The organism is Peribacillus muralis, from assembly GCF_001439925.1.
Classification (GTDB): domain Bacteria; phylum Bacillota; class Bacilli; order Bacillales; family DSM-1321; genus Peribacillus; species Peribacillus muralis.
Window position 1 is genome coordinate 293,301 of record NZ_LMBV01000003.1, and the last position, 18,764, is coordinate 312,064.

An 18,764-nucleotide genomic window follows, 5' to 3' on the forward strand; every position below is an offset into this window, starting at 1 on the left:
CAGGACACAAGTTTTTTATCATTCATTCAACAGCCTTAATATAATTGTTGAATCCTTACGATTCAATTGAACATGCTTTTTATGCTGATCCCTCGTCAATTCGATTACATGCTCATCGTCATTGACCCAAACATAATACACCGCAATTTTTCCTTCACTTTTATCGTCATTGAAATAAAAGATATAATCCGCCTTAGGATGATCTTTCTCCATTACGAATTGATGCCATTCCGCATTCTTTAAGATTTCCTTCGCTTTTTCTGTACCTCCCGCTTCTATTTCCTGTTTATAGGCCTCGAATTGGTAGGTTTTGTTTTTAAGTTTTTGAATCGAAATATGTTCTTGCTTTGTTGAACAACCTGCCACTAACGCTATGGACAATAAGCCAAGTGCTAGTAAAAATGGCTTCTTCTTCATTCATGTCATCTCCCTATAAGACCATGGATTAATTATCCATATTTTCTTCATTATACTATTCCTCAAAAAAGAGAATAGGGAAAGTTATCGCTGAACGGCACTTGAATTCATTGTGTAACACAAAAATCATAGGAATAGTTCACTGACTTACAGTTGCTGGCATGTTTCCGAGGAGACCAAATTTGATAATATAGAAATAACCTTGTTATACTTTTATAAGTTACCTAGAAAAAGGATCGAAAGGGGAATGTAAAATGAATTATGTAAAAAATCAACTGACAATGATGCGCAAAAATCTCTTGAAGGAAATTGAGGGAGTCACTCCAGAACTTATGGATGTACAGCCTGAAGGTTTTAATAATACCATCCATTGGCATTTAGGACACGTTCTTACCGCAGCGGAAAAGTTCTTATTGGATGATAGCAGCACTTTGCCTGCCAATTACAGCCAGCTATTCGGATATGGCTCAAAACCTGCCGCCTGGACCGGCGAAGTACCTTCCGTGGATACACTGACACAGCAATTGCAAGAACAACTTGGTCGCCTGCTTGAAATTCCCGAAGAACGCCTTACAGAAAAAGCAGCACAACCGTTCATGGGAATGGAAACAATTGGCGAATTCGTCAATTTCGTAGTCTTACACGAAGCGAATCATATTGGCCAAATTCACGCAATGAAACTCATCATTCAAAACTAAACAATAACACGACCAGCTGTCACTCATTTATCTCAAAATGAATGACAGCTTTTTTATATAAAAAATGGTACGATTCAACTCGCGAGTTGGTGCGCTATCCGTAGGTTGGCCCTTTTTTAAGCAGATCAAAAACAGCCCCTCCAAGAAAGGAGGGGGCTGTTTTTGTTCAGTCATTACATTAAGTCAACTGATCCTGGTTTTCGATAAAATCATTATAAGCTTGTTCGGCAGCGGCTTCCGAGGAAAACAAGGCATCATCATCCTCAATCGTATGGAATGTATCGTTTAAGAATAAAGCGACTGCATTGGGATCCTTCGGATGGGGAACGATCTCCGCTGCCCTAATATTTGAAACGGTAGGAACATGTGGATTATTATAAATCACAAATACCTCATCTCCGACTTGTACCTCTTTCGCATTGATAACTCCCATTGGATTCTTCCTTTCCTTAGCTGATTTTCTATAGTTTATGGAAAGGTGAGGAGAATTATTTATGAAATAATACTAAATGCTTTTTGAGATAAATATATGAATGAGGCTCCTTCTTTTATGAAGGGGCCTCAAGTTTCATTTGAGCATATTCATCTTCTGCAGAAATTCGATTGGATGCTGCTTACGGAAGAATTCCTTTAACATATAAGCAACACCATCTTGGTCGTTGGAGCGAGTGACCCATTTGGCCACTTTCCTCACTTCCGCATCGGCATTGCCCATGGCAACTCCGAGTCCGGAACCGGCAATCATCTCCATATCATCCAATCCATCGCCAATCGAGACGATTTCCGTTCTTTTCACCTCTAAATGGTCGGCCAGATATAGCACACCCCTCCATTTTGAAACACCCTTTGGAACAATGGTCATCTTATGGCCTGGATATAACATCACGTCCACCTCGGGGAACATTTCTCTTATCAATTTCAGCATATCATTTCGATCGCTTTGCTCTGAGAATATAATATCCATTTTTGTAGGGGCCATAGGCTTAGCCATCAGCTCTTCACTGATATCATCGACATAGTTTTGAGCATAGATATTTTGTTCATTCAAATACATGACCGTTTTGCCAAGCAGATTCTCCGGAAGGTTCACTCGATTGCCAAGCGAGTATTTTTCATGAATGAGCAAAATTTGGCATACGGTCTTTTCAAGCATTTGCACAATCTCAAGCGTCAGTTCTTCTGAAATTCTTTTTACCATCATGGGCTTCTCGATGGAAGCTCCCACAAAAGCTCCTTGCTGGGCAACGATCATCGGATTTATTTTTAAGGCTTTGGCCACTTTTTTTGCTGAGTGATAGTTTCTTGATGTCACAAGTGCAACATGGACACCTTTTTGGTGCACATAATCGATTGCTTCTTTAGTCGATTTATTTAAACGGCCATTAGTCTGGAGCAATGTCCCGTCGATATTGACCGCAAGTAGACGATATACCATGCTGATCTCTCCCCCATCTGTAATATCCTCTTTCAAATTTATGACTAAAATTTAAAGAGTAGAACAAATAGTGGTGCACATAAAAAAACTCCCAACCTTAATTAAAGGTTGGAAGCTACTGGAATATTATTGCTGTTGTTCAGGCAAGCCGTATAAATCTTCAAGCGGCTTCATGATAATTTTATTAAGGTCTGCGATGACCATGCTCATTCGTTGCTCGGCTTCCATCAATTGAGAAATGGTTGGGTTTTGTTGAACAAGCTGTACCGTTTTTTGTGCTTGTTCCACTTCTTCAGGAGCGATCTCCTCGCCCATCATTTGTTTTTGCTGCAATGACATTTGCAGATTACGGAAGTTCTCAAACATTCCTTTTGTTGCTTCATCGGAATTGACAAGATCATATAATCGTTGCAAGTCAGCATATTCATTACTTGCCCGAATCGCCTTTTCCATTTCATACGCCGCATCATATACGTTACTCATGTATTTTCCCTCCCGGTATCGTTGTATTCCTTACACCTTTTCCACTATAACAAATCCGCATGTGAATTAAAACAGTTTATGATTCAAAGAAATTCGCCATATGTAGCAGCAACCGTTTGAACATTCTATAACAAGTTTTTCGTGAACGAACGAAAAGGAAACGATATCAGGCAGAATCTCTTCTCGATTCAGGGCACCGATTCAATCTACAATGACATTTAAGCGGTAATATTTTCTGATGGAAACGCTTCTTTACTTCTGTCTCAACGGTTTTTTTCATATTCTGTAAAGAAGCATCGCATACCTTGCTGGAGGACATCAGCGGGCACTGACATGTGATTTTTAGCTTTTATTGTATGAAACGATGGCCTAATGACACCTTCTATTAACAAAAACATAGAATGTGTTATCCACTTTTGCCCATCATTTAATTGAAAAACGATTACAATCTTAGTGCAAACGGGGAATGAATATGAACATGAACCATCAGAGAGTTTTCATTACGGTTAACCCTGCAGAGACTAGAAAGAAGGCTCTCCTGTTTATTGAAGAAAACCTATTTGGGGAATGGGGCCTGCATTTCGGAGAGCCCGTTAGGATCATCGCTGGATGTCGTTCCATCCCAGTCCTTGTCCAACCATTTCCTGCATCAAATCCTACATTGAAACTTTCATATGACATGAATCAATTTTTATCCCTGCCTGCCTTTTCCGATTCAATTTCCGTTTCTTTTCATCCGGAAGGAAGAACTATTCAAATAGGCCCTTTCTTCGCTGCACTGACGAATCAAACTCCGTTGCAAGATGGGACACTAGGAGAGATGGAAAGGTTTTATCAGGAAATGACATCTTACTGCAATCAGCAAGGCATCCCCTTTTACTTAGTGAAACTGCAGTCTCTTCAAGAAGGGATTATCGAAGGCTTGATGACAGGACAAAATGGTTGGGAAACAGTAACTCTCCCCATTCCTGATGTACTATATAACCGGATACATTCACGAAAGCTTGAAGCTTCGCATTCATTCGAGCTGTTTAAAATTGAACTCGAGGCTCGAGCGATACCGATGTTCAATGGAAGGTTCCTTTCCAAATATGGTGTTCATCAGCTACTGAACCAAGAATATGAGTTACTGCCAAGTTTGCCTGATACGATACTTTTCGGCGAAAGGGAAGCATTCCTTCCCTTCATAGAAAAGCATTCAATTATATATTTTAAACCTGCTTCAGGCAGTCAAGGTAAAAATATATGCAGGTTAACCCAAGTAGCTGGAAAATGGAAAATCGAGCCCTCGGGGAAAAAACAGGAACTTTATTTTGCTGACTCAGTTGAGGAGTTGTTCAATACTTTAAAAAGATTTTCCAAAAAACAAGTCTTCATTCTGCAACAAGGTATTTCCTTGTTCGAAACCGACCAAAGGAAAGTTGATTTCCGCATACTCCTTCACCAAAATGATCAGCTTAAATGGAAAATTTCTTCAATGGTTGCCCGGATTGGAGAGCAAGGTGCCATCGTTTCCAATCTTGCTCAAGGTGGTTTGATGAAAAATGGCTCGGATTTCCTCAAGGAAGTATTTGATTACCCTGAGGCTGGCCGCTTGTATCAAAAGCTGATCCGGCTTGCTAAAAACACAGCGAGAGCAATCATTGAACACCATGACGAATCCTTCGGGGAGCTGGGAATAGATGTAGCACTTGATGAAGATGGCCATCCATGGATCATCGAGGTAAATTCCAAACCTTCGAAAAAATTTCAAGGCAATTATGAAACCTTTCGCCCATCAGTAAAATCCATCATAGATTTCATGCTGACCCTTAACTACGAAAAACATCAATAAAAGGAGTTGCTAGCACGTGTTAATTGGATTAATGGCAACGGCGGATACACATGAAAACCACTATTTCACCGATTTAGCCAAAACGGCAAAATCTTTCAATATGAACGTTTGTAAATTCACACCGGAAAATATCGATCGTGACCTTAAGAAAGTACGGGGCGAACGATTTGATTCCGAAAGGGAAATGTGGATTGCTTCATCTTTTGATATACCTGAATTTATATATGATCGTTGTTTCCATGGACTTTCTCGGCAACAATCGGAAACCCGAATTAAAATTAATTGGTTAAAAGATCATTCTACCTTCTTGGGACTTGGACTTCCTGGAAAGTGGGAAGTTTATCAATCCCTGAAAAAACACCCCCTTCTTCAAGCGTTTTTTCCAGAGACCCATCAAGTATCGGCATCCGAAGATATTATCGGTCATTTGGAGCGCCTGAATAAAATCATCATCAAGCCTGAATTCGGTGCAGGCGGTACGGGCATTTACCTTCTTTGCAAAAACGATGAGGGCACTTTAGTATCCATGACAAAAAAAGGAACTAAATACGATCGTCAATTCACCTCAACATCACAGCTGAACAAATGGCTGCAGCATTTATTAAATCGATACAAATACCTTTGTCAGCCATATTTGGAACTTTGCACCTTAGAAAATGAACCATTCGATTTGCGCATCCTGCTGCAAAAAAACGAGAAGAACCAATGGATGGAACGGGGCCGCGGGATTCGCACTGGCCAAAAGGCTGGAATCACCTCGAATTTAGCAACAGGCGGGGAAGCCGTTACATTGGATGCCTTCATCAAAAAGAACCCGGAAACCATATCGATTGCTGTCGAACAAAAGATCCAGCATATTCTCCGTTCCCTCCCTGCCGAAACGGAGGCTGTCTTTGATAGGCTATTCGAGTTGGGCATCGATCTAGGCATCGATAAAAAGGGACAGTTATGGATCATGGACATTAATTCAAAACCCGGCAGGAAAATCATCCAGGTACTGCACCCGGAGACCATGAGGGACATTCACCGAGCACCGTTTCAATATAGTCAATATTTAGCCGATCATCTTCAAAAGGCAGGTGAATGAAAATGAGAAAGACTTATCCTGCCGAGATTGCCGTCATCCCTGGCAATGCTCTCTTTTATCCTTCAGAACTTGGAGATTTGGGAGAAATCGAATTAATCTATTTCGGGCAGCATTCATGTCCTGCCAGTGTGAAACAAAACCCGGCCATCAATCAATCCATTGTCCTATCGGAGAGTCTCGCGGAATCGCTGAAATTCGATCCCACCGATATCCCCCTCCATTTATTCATATACGGCAAGACCATCCATATCGGCCCGTTAGTAGGCATTTTTTCTTCAGGTTTCACTGGCTTGTCAAACAAACCATTAGGTGAAAGGTCGCCATTTTTTTCAAAGCTTCTATCCCTTAGCGGCACAACAGGCTGCATCCCCTTCGTTTTCGGAGAAAATGTCATCAACTGGGATGAAGAAACAATCAAGGGATATGTGTTCGAGGACGATGATTGGCACATTCATGAATTTCCGTTTCCAAACGTCATCTATGACCGGCTGCCCAATCGGTTGACCGAAAACCGCGACGGCCCTAAGGAAGTGAAACAGAAATTCCAAAAAGACTATACCATTCCATGGTTCAATCCGGGTTTTTTCAATAAATGGGACGTAAACGAAAGGTTATGTGCAGATGAGCGGGCCCTGCCATATCTACCTGAAACCTATCCATTTCAATCCATATCTGTCATAGAGACGCTTCTTTCCCATTATCGTCAAGTTTATATCAAACCCATCCATGGCAGCCTTGGGCTAGGCATTCACCAAATTCTTTATGATAAGCATGAAAATGTTTACTATTGCCGCTATAAAAATGAAGCAAGGGAGAATAAATTACAAAAATTCTCCACACTCGAATCGATCGTTAAACACCTTTTTCATGATCGACCGCTAGAAAATCTCATTGTCCAGCAGGGCATCTCGCTCATTCGCTCCGAAAAGCGACCAGTCGACTTCCGGGTGCATACGAACAAGGACAGTAATGGAGTTTGGCAGGTAACCGCGATTGCCGCAAAAATAGCCGGAGCAGGCAGTGTCACGACCCATATTAAAAGTGGCGGAGTCATCAAAACCGTTGCCGAATTGTTTGGAGATGACGATGAGGCAAAAGAAGTCGAACGCAAGCTATCTGAAGCAGCACTGATATTAAGCGATAGCATCGAAAAGCATCTCGATGGCATTATTGCAGAAATCGGTTTTGATTTCGGATTGGATAAAAAAGGTCAGGTCTGGATGTTTGAAGCAAATTCCAAGCCAGGACGCTCAATCTTCTCTCATCCTAAACTTAAGGAATTCGAATTGTTAACAAGAAAGCTGAGCCTCGATTATGCCATTTATTTGACAGAACAGACGATTACAAATTCAATCAGTGTGCAGCGATGAATATTTTTTATGATAGCGCTTCGGAAACGTGGTGCCATGATCAAAAGGATGCTGTACTTTTTGCAGGAGCCGAAGAAGAAGAGCTAAGCTATAACAAAGAGCTTTCAGATCAAATTCTATGCCCAATCACTAAATTCCCAGGCAACCGTGTGCTTGTTGTTGGAATATTGACTTCGTTCAATCATAAAAAAGAAGCAGGTTTGGGCGGTAACGTGTCCCTGTTTCGGGATTTATCATTGTATCTTTTTCAACATGGAATCCTAGCTTATGCATTCACGGGAAAGGAACTTACTTCTGGTTCAATGAAAGGTTATGTTTTTTCATCCGATGCAAACGAGTGGATTGAGTGTAAGATGCCGCTTCCTGACATTGTCTATAATCGTATCCCCTCAAGGGGCTATGAGGCTTCTGCAGAATATCAATCGCTCACGAAACACTTTAATGAGCACAATGTGACCATATTCAACCCGGGTTTTTTGGATAAATATGAAATGCATGAAACTTTGCTGGAAGATGGTTCCCTTGCCAAGCACCTGCCGGCAACAACGATCCTGCAGAACCGAGCTTGCCTTGAGTCGTTCCTTGATACACATCGGCACATCTACTTAAAACCTTGTAAAGGAAGCCAAGGAAAAGGCATTTACACCATCTGCAAAAATCCTGATGATACCCTTTTGTTTAGCAGCCTGATACGTAGTGAGACATTCTCGAATTTCGATTCTTTTTGGGAAACAAAAAAAAAGGACTTATTAAAAAGAAATTACCTCGCTCAGCGGGCGGTCATTCCAAAAAAACTGCTTGGTCATCGATACGATTACAGGATTCTCGTCCATTATGAAAAAGGTTTTTATAAAGTGACCGGCAATGCTGTAAGGATGTCACAAACACAGGAAATCACTACACACACTCCACGAGGTGGTAAGCTTTACCCTTATCAAAACCTGCAAACACGAAGACTGAATCTAACATTGGCGAAGATTGCCCAAAAATGCGGGGAAATCCTTTCAAAAAAATCGGGCTTTTTCGGAGAGTTTTCCATGGATATCGGTGAAGACGAATCTGGCTCGTTATTCATATACGAAGTGAACTCCAAGCCTATGCAGTTTGACGAAAAGGAAATAGAGGCTAATCGACTTTTACATTTAAAAAATCTTTTCATTGAATTAACTTTTTCCAACAGGATAATAAAATAACACCTCCTGCTGCCGTTTTCCATTATAATGTAATGTGAGACAGCATATATGGAGGTAATACATATGATCAGTCACTTTCAATGGGCACCACTGCATAAGAATTTGCCAGGATGGAAAATTTCCTTTTATTTCAACAAGCAGGCTATCCAAGGCTTATACCATAAAGATGGAACCATCGAATGGACAGCCAACCCACCTGCAAAAGAAGATGAACCGAAGCTCAAAACCATGATACATGACTTAATGGTCTATCATGTTTATGAATAAACCTTATCGTCAAATATCTTTTTGGAATACCTGAAAAAGAATAAAAATCCCTTCTTTGCCTAAACTATAGAAAAGGCTAGGAGGGATTTATTTTGGACAAAGATAAAATGACTTTTTTAAAGGATAGCGAGTATGATGGAAGGGACTCCGCCTTCCTCGATATTGACCGCTATATCAATGAAGGATTGGCAGGCGGGAATGTATATGAGACCGTTGACCTTCGAAACATTGAAGAAGCACATGATTTGTATGACGAGACAGATCCTAACATCAATAAATAGACGACCGCATGTCTAGAGCTCTCTTGTAAGGGAGCTCTTTTTGGAACACGCTTCCCCTGTTTCCCCGAACATTTCTTAAGTCACCCTTTCATAGACATTTTTTCTTTAAATATTGCTTCCCTTCAAAACATTTTCATTCAAAATCGATGTAATGATATGCTCCGAATCCCATTCATGCTCCGAGATCTCGATAAGAGGGTACCGATTGGGTAAAACGAGCTGCTGGATTTCATGAACCGTCCGCCCTTGTCCATGCAAAAGCAAAATTTCACCACGGAGGTTTTCCAAATAATCGAGTTTTTTTCTGAACATTTCCTTTCCATTCCTAACATGCCCTGAATGGCAACAAAAGATCTCACCAAAGTCATATTGAAGCAAGCTTTTTATGGAATTAATCATTACGGGAACGGACTCTTCCCGCAGAACAAGTTTTGTTTTTGGTGTGACGTAAAGATCACCTGAAAAAAGCATGCCGGTACTGCGATTCAAATACACCATATGGTCATGCGCATGACCGGGGGTGTAAATCGGCTCCCATGTCTGGCTGCGGGAATGAACGGCCTCTCCAAGCGGCTCAGCTTTGAAAGCATCCCTCCTTCCCCAAAACATTTTACGATAAGCGGGATAATCAGCATCCTTAGCACAAGCCTCAACCGACATCGGATGAATGAATAGCGGGACGCCTTTATGTTGCTGGATCCAGGACGCGCCTCCCGTATGGTCCTCATGATAATGCGTAAGGACCACTGAATCGAAGTCGGCGGACTCATAAAATGGAGTAAGTTCGTCCAATAAGATCTGTGCGCCCGTATCAATCAAAAGACCGTCCGTTAAAAAAACATAAACGCTCATCCCCGACCTGACTCCCCCCGGAGTTCCGTGCACACAAACCACATCATTTACCTTCTTAACCTCTATCATGAAGCTGCACACCCTTCATTGTATAAGATAGTCATAATCCGTCATTTCTAGTTATTACAATAAATGTAATACCATTCCCCTCGTTTGACAAGGTAAAATGAAATAAGCAAAAAAAATATATTCCTAAATTACAGAATTCATTGACAATAATCCCAATGACAAATAGTATCGCCATTACTCGTGAATTGGAGCGTTTACTTATGACTATTTACAAATTCATACGTGTTCCAAGACTACTGCTAATAGTCCCAAACCATCGTTATCTCTAACTAAATTATATTAACAACAAAGGACAGCACCTCAAACTAAATGTGCTGTCCTTCTTTATTCGTTTCATCCAACTGTCTGATTCCATAACCGAAGAAGATCATGCTCATATTTTATGTGCATACCAGCCTTTCTGTTAGCAGATTCGGGACGACCTTTTTCCCAATTCCAAGTATCTTCAAGGGTTTCTGAAAGGGGACGGAAAGTCAGTCCATTATTGATGGCTTTTTTGTTAGCAACAGCCAAAAAACCATTCAAAGGTTCCTTACCTCCCGCTAAAGGAAAATCTTCTGGTATCCATAAAGGCATCTCTCCCCACGGCTCGACTTTATTGTCCAGTAAAAACTTTTCAGATACCCATGTAAAATCAGCATTACTTCTGGTTATCTTTTTGCAGTTTTCAAGTAATTGCCCCATAGTAAGTGTGTAATCTGGTCCAGTTGCATTAAATACACCTGTTATATTTTTTTCAATCATTTGGATGATCCATTGCGCTAAATCTCTTGCATCGATAATCTGGATTGGACGGTCAGGGCGGCCAGGGGATAAGATTTCTCCCCCTTCCGCTATTCTTTTGATCCAATACGGCAATCGATCTGTGTAATCATATGGACCTACTATTTGGCCCGCACGAATTGACAAGACTTTTCCTGGTAGTTCTTTTTCAGCTGCTCTTTCACCCAATGATTTTAATGGACCATAATATTCACCATATATTGGTCCAGCTGTGCCCCGGGTTACCTCTTCTACATCTTCATCTTTTAGGGTTTGAACCTCCCCATTTTCATCTATACCGGGGTTAATTGGATCCTTATAAACTGAGATACTTGAAATATATGTATAATGGTTAACCTGTTTTAGCAACCTGCTCGATTTTGATACAGTTCGAGGGATAAAACCCGACGTGTCAATGACTGCATCCCACTGTCTTCCCTCCAACGTTTCCAGACCTCCATCACGGTCCCCTCTTATCTGTTCTATTTCGCGAAAAATATCTGGATCGCTTCCACGATTAAAGAGTGTGACATCATGTCCTTTCTCTATCGCAGCTTTTACTAAAAAGCGCCCCAAAAACCGTGTCCCGCCCAATATTAAAATCTTCATAAAATCTCCTCCTCTTTTTATCAATCTATTCCATAAAGCATACGCAGTATCCTTTCCTAAAATTAACAATACATGCATCTTTTTCCATTATTTAACGATGAATATCATTTAGCGTTTTTTTCTGAAATTCAGTATGATACTTGTTCTTTTCCACTTTATTCTTTTTCGCTATAATGATAGGTAGAGAGAGAAAGAAGGTGGAAACCGTGCTTGAAAAGCTTAAACAGAAATTCCCGAACGCTCTTTCCAATAAGATGGAAAATGGTGAAGATTATAAATATATATGGTTCGAGGACTTCATGGGAAGTACAATTGGTATTCCCCGTTCAGATATAACGGCAGAAGAAATTCGTTTATTGGAGTTGCTTTTTGCTCCTTTAAATAACCAAGATATCCTCAAAACACAGGCAGAACCATCCTGGAAAACTTTTTTATCCGAACCGAATACACCCTTGCCTTTAACAAGCTGGGAGAATATTCGCTTCATTCATTTCAAACTGTCTCATGCGGATTTTTCCATCACCGATTTTGAAGACGCTTTCCTTGCCTTCGTACCAGCTGAGGCAGCCTTCGTCTGGGAAAATGAAACGTCAGGAATCTTAATGGAAACCGACAAGGAAGAATCTTTATCAAAAAAAGACCTGATCGCCATATCAACCACGCTGGAAAGTGATTTTTATGTAAAGACGCGTATGTTCACCGGGCGCTTTCATCCTGTAAATCTAGACCTTCATCATCACAGGAACCAGGAGAAAAAATGTTTTGATTTGGCACAGGTGCATCTGCCGGATTTAAAGGTGTCTGATTTGGCAGACATCCTCCCTCACTCACTATTACATGACAAATCTTTTCTGAATAAAAAGTGGTATATCAATGAGATCCTCGGCCAGACACAGCAGGATACCGAACTTATCAAAACGATTAAAACGTATATCGAGTGCAACTCCAATGCCACATATGCGGCCAAGCAGCTTTATATCCATCGGAACAGCTTACAATACAGAATAGATAAATTCAGCGAAAGAACAGGTCTCGATATAAGAAACTTTCGTCATGCCTTGACATCTTATTTGATTCTATTACTGAATGATTAATTTAATTTTTCGGAATTATCATCCTTTTTTGTGCAATGTGCCTATACTTTTTTCTAAACTGATAGCTTAGACTATAGTTAATTAGTACAAGCAATCAAGTTTAAAAGGGGGATTTTTTCATGGCAGAGTTAGTATTAGATCATATTTTCAAGATTTATGATAAAAAGGTGACAGCTGTTAAAGATTTTAACCTTCGTGTTGACGATAAGGAATTCATTGTTTTCGTTGGCCCATCCGGCTGCGGAAAATCGACGACATTACGGATGATTGCCGGTCTCGAAGACATTTCACAAGGGGATTTATTTATAGACGGCAAGCGCGTCAATGATGTTCCTCCTAAAGATCGAGACATTGCAATGGTTTTCCAGAACTACGCTTTATATCCTCATATGTCCGTCTATGACAATATGGCCTTTGGATTGAAGCTTCGGAAAACGCCAAAAGCGGAAATCAAGCAAAGAGTCACTGAAGCAGCGAAGATCCTCGGACTTGAAGAGTATTTAAACAGAAAACCTAAAGCGCTTTCAGGTGGTCAGCGCCAGCGTGTCGCTCTTGGCCGTGCCATTGTAAGGGACGCAAAAGTGTTTTTGATGGATGAACCATTATCGAATCTCGACGCCAAATTACGGGTACAAATGCGCGCCGAAATCGCTAAACTTCATAAACGGCTTGATACAACAACGATCTATGTCACACATGATCAAACAGAAGCAATGACCATGGCGACACGCCTTGTCGTAATGAAGGATGGTATCATCCAGCAGGTGGGGGCACCAAAAGACGTGTACGAGAAACCTGTAAACGTTTTCGTCGGTGGCTTTATCGGATCACCTGCCATGAACTTCTTCACCGGAACATTGAAAGAAGACAGCATCAAAATCGGGCAGCAAACGCTTGAAATACCGGCAATGAAGATGAAAATGCTGCGTGACCAAGGCTATGTCGGAAAAGACATCATCCTTGGCATCCGTCCCGAAGATTTCCATAATGAAGGAGCTTACTTCACGCAGTCACCTAATACTATGTTCAAAACCCAAGTTGATGTATCCGAACTCATGGGCGCGGAGATCATGCTTTACTCCACACTAGAGGGACAGAACTTCGTTGCACGGGTCGATGCGAAAAATATTATCCAAGCGGGCGAAATCATCGACCTTGCCGTCGACATGAATAAAGCACACTTCTTTGATAAAGGCACCGAACATCGCATTCTAATTGAACAAGATGAAATGATTGCTGAAGACTTGAAGTTGTCTGCAAATTAAACGCAAAAAAGACCCGTTTTTTAAATGGGTCTTTTTTTGCATGTATGCCCCGTTCTATTCCTGCACTAACACCACTTCATCATGACCGCATGCAGAACATTTCATCAGGTGCGGGCATTGGCCTTTTTTTAGGGATTGCGGGTATCCGTCATTGAGCTTAAGCGTATCGATATCCATATAAGCACTATATTCATCAGCGTAATCCATGAATTTCCCTTTATCATCAAGATCACTGCCACATTTGGGGCAATTGACATGGATTTTTCTCAGACCGTTGCAAAGCGGGCATAAAGACATTATGTTTCCTCCATTTCCAGCCTATGATCCTTAGTATTGGTTGTTTCAACCATTTTAACACATTGAAACACCCTCCCAAAAAACATTGGAAGGGCACTCTTATGGAATTATTTATTAACCATGTTAGCAGGGTCGACCCATGCTTTGAATTCATCTTCAGTCAGGAATCCCAATTTCAAAGCGGCTTCTTTTAATGTAGAGTTATCCTTGAATGCAGTTTTGGCAATCTTGGCCGCTTTTTCATAACCAATATGCGGGTTTAATGCCGTTACCAGCATAAGGGAACGATCCACATTTTCTTTGATTTTTTCTTCATTGGCGGTGATTCCAACTGCACAATTATCGTTGAAAGAGTGAATGCCATCCGTCAATAGTTTAACCGTTTGCAAGAAGTTATAGATGATGACCGGCTTGAATACGTTTAATTCGAAGTTCCCTTGACTGGCTGCAAAGCCAATAGTGGCATCATTACCGACGATTTGTGTAGCAATCATGGTAAGCGCTTCGCTTTGGGTTGGATTGACTTTCCCTGGCATGATGGAGCTGCCGGGCTCGTTTTCCGGAATGGCTATTTCACCGATTCCGCTTCTAGGTCCGCTTGCCAACCATCTAACATCGTTCGCAATTTTCATTAAATCCGCTGCCAATGCTTTCAATGCTCCATGGGCATATACAATTTCATTATGGCTTGTCAGTGCATGGAACTTATTATCCGATGTGATAAAAGGATGTCCAGTGTCCGCTGCGATTTGTTTTGCAGAAAGCTCCGGGAATTCTTTTTTTGTATTGATTCCGGTTCCTACTGCCGTTCCGCCAAGAGCTAGGTTCAATAATTTTTGGCTGCTTTCCTCAATCATCGCCAAATCTTTATCAAGCATCGCTTTCCAACCGGATATTTCTTGTCCTAACGTTAACGGAGTTGCATCTTGAAGATGCGTCCGACCAATTTTCACGACATCCCAAAATTCTTTTTCTTTCACATCCAACGTATCTCTAAGGACCTTGATGGCAGGGACCAACTTTTCAGCAACTTCCATGAAGGCTGCAATATGCATGGCAGTCGGGAATGTATCATTGGAGCTTTGGGCCTTGTTAACGTCATCATTCGGATGAAGGGCTTCCGATTCCCCAATTTCTTGCAACCATTCATTCCCTTTGTTAGCGACCACTTCGTTCACGTTCATATTGCTTTGCGTGCCGCTTCCCGTTTGCCAAACCACAAGCGGGAAATGTTCATCAAGCGTACCTTCCAGGACTTCGCCACAAATCTTTACGATAGCATCTTTTTTCACTTCCGAGAGATCACCAAGATCATAGTTCACCTTTGCCGCAGCTTGTTTAACATAAGCAAATGCACGTACCAATTCAAGCGGCATTTTTTCGTTTCCGATTTTGAAATTGTTACGGCTTCTCTCCGTTTGCGCTCCCCAATATTTATCAGCAGGCACTTTCACTTCACCCATCGTATCTCGTTCTACTCTGTAATCCATGTGTTCTCCTCCTATATTTGCACTATTCATCGAAGACCTTATGTATTTGAAATGAATAATGTCGTATTATTCTTTCTCTCCACTCATTGTACAAATTTTATGATTTTAAAGCAAAAATAACCGGCCAGCACTTCCTCTTTTTCCTAATTGGTCACATGGCTATGATCGGCTAATACAGTTTTAAATTTTTTTATGAAAACGCAAATTGCTGACACGCTGGGCTATAACAAGATAATCCCTTTCCTAACCAAGCAATATCTTTCCAACTAGTCCTTGACAGTTTTTTGTATATATAGTAAATTCAAAAGAAATTGAATAATCTAAACTCTTATCGAGAGAGGTAGAGGGAATGGCCCGATGACACCTCAGCAACCTTCATTTGTTTAAAACCAATGAAAAGGTGCTAATTCCACAAGTTTCAGAACTTGGAAGATAAGAAGAATGACTCATCCTCACTTAATCAAAAGTCTTCTTCTTACAAGAAGGCTTTTTTTATTTTAATAACGAAAAGGAGCAGTGGAAAATTATGTATAAAACTGAAACATATCTTGCGCAATTAGGAAATCGCAGTGAAACAACGACAGGAGCGGTCAATCCTCCCGTCTACTTCTCTACAGCTTTTCGTCACGAAGGAATTGGCCAATCAACTGGATTCGATTATATAAGGACAGGTAATCCGACACGCCAATTATTGGAACGATCGATTGCCGATCTCGAAAAAGGCGACCAAGGATATGCCTGCAGTTCAGGAATGGCCGCCATTTCCACGATATTGGCATTATTCAAATCTGGTGATGCATGGATAGTCAGTGAAGATCTTTATGGCGGTACATATCGTCTGCTGGAACAAGGCTTTAAGAAATGGGGATTACACTGTGACTATGTAAACACTTGTTGTTTGGAGGATATTGAAAATGCCATCACTCCTCACACGAAAGCCATCTTCATCGAAACTCCCACTAACCCTCTTATGCAGCAAACGGACATTGCCGCCGTTGCCGCACTGGCAAAACGATTCAATGTATTGTTAATTGTTGATAACACTTTTTATACGCCTCTTATTCAGCAACCCATCCTGCTTGGCGCGGATATCGTGATTCACAGTGCAACCAAGTATCTTGGTGGTCATAATGATGTACTCGCCGGACTGATTGTGGCTAGTGGGCATGAATTATGTGAATCTCTCGCCTTTCATCATAATGGCACTGGCGCTGTGTTGAGTCCCTTCGATTCTTGGCTGTTGATGAGGGGCATGAAGACTCTGGCACTTCGGATGGAACGCCATGAAAAGAATGCGAAGATACTTGTAGATTACTTATTGGAACATGATTGTGTTACGGATGTATTATATCCCGGAAGGGGCGGCATGATTTCATTCCGTATCATTGATGAAGCGGCGGTCAACCCATTTTTACAATCGCTCTCATTAATCTCTTTTGCGGAAAGCCTTGGCGGAGTTGAAAGCTTCATCACCTATCCCGCCACACAAACACATGCCGATATTCCGCTTGAAGTCAGGACGGCAAACGGGGTTTGTAATCGCCTGCTCCGCTTCTCCGTTGGCATCGAGGATAGCGGTGATTTGATTTCTGACTTGCAGCAAGCATTCGCACAGGTAAAAAGGGAGGCGCTACGATGACGGAACATGATTTTAGCTTCGAAACCAAATTACTTCATAATCAGCATAAATTCGATCCGGCAACGGGCGGTGTGTGCGTACCCATTCAACATGCATCGACTTTCCATCAATCCGATATCGATCAATTCGGCAAATATGATTACAGCCGAAGCGGAAATCCGACTCGCGAGGCCTTGGAAGAGATCATTGCCGAACTTGAAGAAGGCACACATGGCTTTGCCTTTTCTTCAGGTATGGCAGCCATTTCAACTGCTTTTCTGCTGTTATCTGCCGGGGACCATATCATCATTTCCGAAGATGTGTACGGGGGAACGTTCAGGATGGTCACCACTGTACTGAGCCGTTTCAATATTGAGCATACTTTCGTTGATATGACGGACCTTGAAAGCATTGAGGCTGCCGTTCAGCCAAATACGAGGGCCATTTACATCGAAACGCCTTCAAATCCATTGCTGAAAGTGACGGATATTTCTGCCGTATGTGATATCGCCAAAAAAATTGGTGCCTTAAGCTTTGTCGATAATACATTCTTGACACCGGCACTGCAAAAGCCTTTGAAACTTGGGGCTGATATCGTCCTTCATAGTGCGACGAAATTCTTATCCGGACATAGTGATGTAGTAGCGGGGCTTGCAGTGGTGAAGGATCCTGAATTGGCGCAAAGACTCGGTGCCCTCCAAAACTCCTTTGGAGCTGTACTTGGCGTTCAGGACGCCTGGCTTGTCATGAGAGGACTGAAAACCTTGTCGGTAAGAATGGAGCACTCCCAAAAAGGAGCAGAAAAAATTGCTGCCTACTTGGAGAACCATCACTTAGTGAAAAAGGTTTATTATCCTGGACTCGCCGATCATCCACAGCATGCCATCCAGAAAGGTCAATCGCTTGGTGCAGGCGCGGTCCTGTCATTTGAATTGGCAAGCGAGGAAATTTTCCGCTCCTTCGTGAACACTGTTGAACTTCCTGTTTTTGCTGTAAGTCTTGGAGCTGTCGAATCAATCTTATCGTACCCGGCTAAAATGTCACATGCTGCGATGCCTGCAGATGAAAGGGAAAAGCGGGGCATATCCAACAGCCTGCTTCGTCTCTCGGTCGGACTTGAAAACCCGGACGATTTGATCAAGGATTTCGATGCCGCCCTTATAACCATTCCCAAAGGGGAAGTTCTTGCTGCAAAATAATGAAAGAATGGTTGGCACCTATTTTCATGGAAGCCCTTTGTTTCATTCCAATACAAGTAATAAGGACCATCGAGTGATCGATGGTCCTGCTATCATTTCTTCCTATTATATTTTTCCAGAAAGCGATCCACTCGTCCGCCTTTTTCAGCGAACTTTTGTTTCCCTGTATAAAAAGGATGCGTATCTGAACTTATCTCGACTTTTAATAATGGATACGTTTGACCGTCTTCCCACTGAATCGATTCGTTTGACGTTTTCGTGGACCCAGTAAAAAATTTATATCCGCTGTTCGTATCCATAAATACTACTTGTTGATAATCAGGATGAATATTTTGTTTCACTATTATCACCTCATTGTTAGGATAACACTATCTTAAACGTAATGATTACTATTATCAACAAAAATGCTTGGGTGGTCAAAATTGGCCCACCCAAGCATTTTTT

At 41.5% G+C, this 18,764-nt stretch carries 20 protein-coding genes and 1 riboswitch; of the genes, 11 read left to right on the forward strand and 9 right to left on the reverse strand.

Features of this window, described 5'->3' with window-relative positions; translation table 11 throughout:
* Window positions 1-18 precede the first annotated feature (18 nt).
* A complete protein-coding gene (locus tag ASU00_RS05935; protein WP_057912513.1) occupies window positions 19-417 on the reverse strand; it encodes a hypothetical protein in 399 nt (132 codons plus the stop codon).
* Between the two features lie 254 nt (window positions 418-671).
* Here ASU00_RS05935 and ASU00_RS05940 point away from each other — a divergent pair, with 254 nt between their 5' ends.
* Complete coding sequence (locus tag ASU00_RS05940) at window positions 672-1,115, forward strand: DinB family protein (protein WP_057912514.1); 444 nt, start codon at window positions 672-674, stop codon at window positions 1,113-1,115.
* Window positions 1,116-1,293: 178 nt separating this feature from the next.
* Here ASU00_RS05940 and ASU00_RS05945 read toward each other — a convergent pair whose 3' ends face one another.
* The 3 genes from ASU00_RS05945 to ASU00_RS05955 all read right to left on the reverse strand — a co-directional run bounded on the left by ASU00_RS05945 (window position 1,294) and on the right by ASU00_RS05955 (window position 3,033).
* Entirely contained in the window at window positions 1,294-1,548 is a 255-nt protein-coding gene (locus ASU00_RS05945; protein WP_057912515.1) for a transcriptional regulator SplA domain-containing protein, read from the reverse strand.
* A gap of 135 nt (window positions 1,549-1,683) precedes the next feature.
* Window positions 1,684-2,550, reverse strand: a complete 867-nt coding sequence (locus ASU00_RS05950) for a Cof-type HAD-IIB family hydrolase (RefSeq protein ID WP_057912516.1) — start codon at window positions 2,548-2,550, stop codon at window positions 1,684-1,686.
* A 126-nt stretch (window positions 2,551-2,676) separates the two neighbouring features.
* A complete protein-coding gene (locus tag ASU00_RS05955) occupies window positions 2,677-3,033 on the reverse strand; it encodes a YlbF/YmcA family competence regulator (protein ID WP_057912517.1) in 357 nt (118 codons plus the stop codon).
* 472 nt (window positions 3,034-3,505) lie between these two features.
* Between ASU00_RS05955 and ASU00_RS05960 the strand changes: the two genes are divergently transcribed.
* The 6 genes from ASU00_RS05960 to ASU00_RS25660 all read left to right on the forward strand — a co-directional run bounded on the left by ASU00_RS05960 (window position 3,506) and on the right by ASU00_RS25660 (window position 9,065).
* A complete protein-coding gene (locus tag ASU00_RS05960; protein ID WP_057912518.1) occupies window positions 3,506-4,867 on the forward strand; it encodes a YheC/YheD family endospore coat-associated protein in 1,362 nt (453 codons plus the stop codon).
* 16 nt (window positions 4,868-4,883) lie between these two features.
* Entirely contained in the window at window positions 4,884-5,954 is a 1,071-nt protein-coding gene (locus ASU00_RS05965) for a YheC/YheD family endospore coat-associated protein (protein ID WP_057912519.1), read from the forward strand.
* 2 nt (window positions 5,955-5,956) lie between these two features.
* Entirely contained in the window at window positions 5,957-7,324 is a 1,368-nt protein-coding gene (locus ASU00_RS05970) for a YheC/YheD family endospore coat-associated protein (RefSeq protein ID WP_057912520.1), read from the forward strand.
* A complete protein-coding gene (locus ASU00_RS05975) occupies window positions 7,321-8,517 on the forward strand; it encodes a YheC/YheD family endospore coat-associated protein (protein WP_057912521.1) in 1,197 nt (398 codons plus the stop codon). Before ASU00_RS05970 ends, ASU00_RS05975 begins: the two co-directional genes overlap by 4 nt.
* Before the next feature lie 63 nt (window positions 8,518-8,580).
* Window positions 8,581-8,784 (forward strand): YheE family protein, encoded by a 204-nt coding sequence (locus tag ASU00_RS05980; RefSeq protein ID WP_057912522.1) that lies wholly within the window; start codon window positions 8,581-8,583, stop codon window positions 8,782-8,784.
* 92 nt (window positions 8,785-8,876) lie between these two features.
* Window positions 8,877-9,065, forward strand: coding sequence for a hypothetical protein (locus ASU00_RS25660; protein ID WP_057912523.1), 189 nt, complete (start codon window positions 8,877-8,879; stop codon window positions 9,063-9,065).
* A 105-nt stretch (window positions 9,066-9,170) separates the two neighbouring features.
* Here ASU00_RS25660 and ASU00_RS05990 read toward each other — a convergent pair whose 3' ends face one another.
* Together ASU00_RS05990 and ASU00_RS05995 are read right to left on the reverse strand one after the other, a co-directional pair.
* A complete protein-coding gene (locus tag ASU00_RS05990) occupies window positions 9,171-9,917 on the reverse strand; it encodes an MBL fold metallo-hydrolase (protein WP_161809701.1) in 747 nt (248 codons plus the stop codon).
* A 402-nt stretch (window positions 9,918-10,319) separates the two neighbouring features.
* Window positions 10,320-11,426, reverse strand: coding sequence for an NAD-dependent epimerase/dehydratase family protein (locus ASU00_RS05995; RefSeq protein ID WP_330219522.1), 1,107 nt, complete (start codon window positions 11,424-11,426; stop codon window positions 10,320-10,322).
* 137 nt (window positions 11,427-11,563) lie between these two features.
* Between ASU00_RS05995 and ASU00_RS06000 the strand changes: the two genes are divergently transcribed.
* A complete protein-coding gene (locus ASU00_RS06000; protein ID WP_057912526.1) occupies window positions 11,564-12,451 on the forward strand; it encodes a PucR family transcriptional regulator in 888 nt (295 codons plus the stop codon).
* Between the two features lie 119 nt (window positions 12,452-12,570).
* Window positions 12,571-13,716, forward strand: a complete 1,146-nt coding sequence (locus ASU00_RS06005; RefSeq protein WP_057912527.1) for an ABC transporter ATP-binding protein — start codon at window positions 12,571-12,573, stop codon at window positions 13,714-13,716.
* 54 nt (window positions 13,717-13,770) lie between these two features.
* On the opposite strand, the gene ASU00_RS06010 is transcribed toward ASU00_RS06005, so the two are convergent.
* Both ASU00_RS06010 and fumC read right to left on the reverse strand, forming a co-directional pair.
* Complete coding sequence (locus ASU00_RS06010) at window positions 13,771-14,013, reverse strand: hypothetical protein (RefSeq protein WP_057912528.1); 243 nt, start codon at window positions 14,011-14,013, stop codon at window positions 13,771-13,773.
* A gap of 107 nt (window positions 14,014-14,120) precedes the next feature.
* Window positions 14,121-15,503, reverse strand: a complete 1,383-nt coding sequence (gene fumC, locus ASU00_RS06015) for a class II fumarate hydratase (RefSeq protein ID WP_057912529.1) — start codon at window positions 15,501-15,503, stop codon at window positions 14,121-14,123.
* Window positions 15,504-15,828: 325 nt separating this feature from the next.
* Window positions 15,829-15,942, forward strand: a riboswitch (SAM riboswitch).
* Between the two features lie 87 nt (window positions 15,943-16,029).
* On the opposite strand from fumC, the gene ASU00_RS06020 reads away from it, so the two are divergent.
* Both ASU00_RS06020 and metC read left to right on the forward strand, forming a co-directional pair.
* Window positions 16,030-17,142 (forward strand): methionine biosynthesis PLP-dependent protein, encoded by a 1,113-nt coding sequence (locus tag ASU00_RS06020; protein ID WP_057912530.1) that lies wholly within the window; start codon window positions 16,030-16,032, stop codon window positions 17,140-17,142.
* Window positions 17,139-18,320: a cystathionine beta-lyase gene (metC, locus tag ASU00_RS06025; RefSeq protein ID WP_057912531.1), complete on the forward strand. Its 1,182-nt coding sequence runs from the start codon at window positions 17,139-17,141 to the stop codon at window positions 18,318-18,320. The genes ASU00_RS06020 and metC overlap by 4 nt, the downstream gene beginning before the upstream one ends.
* Before the next feature lie 92 nt (window positions 18,321-18,412).
* Here the strand turns inward: metC and ASU00_RS06030 are convergent, their stop codons facing one another.
* Entirely contained in the window at window positions 18,413-18,661 is a 249-nt protein-coding gene (locus ASU00_RS06030) for a type B 50S ribosomal protein L31 (protein ID WP_057912532.1), read from the reverse strand.
* Window positions 18,662-18,764: the final 103 nt, after the last annotated feature.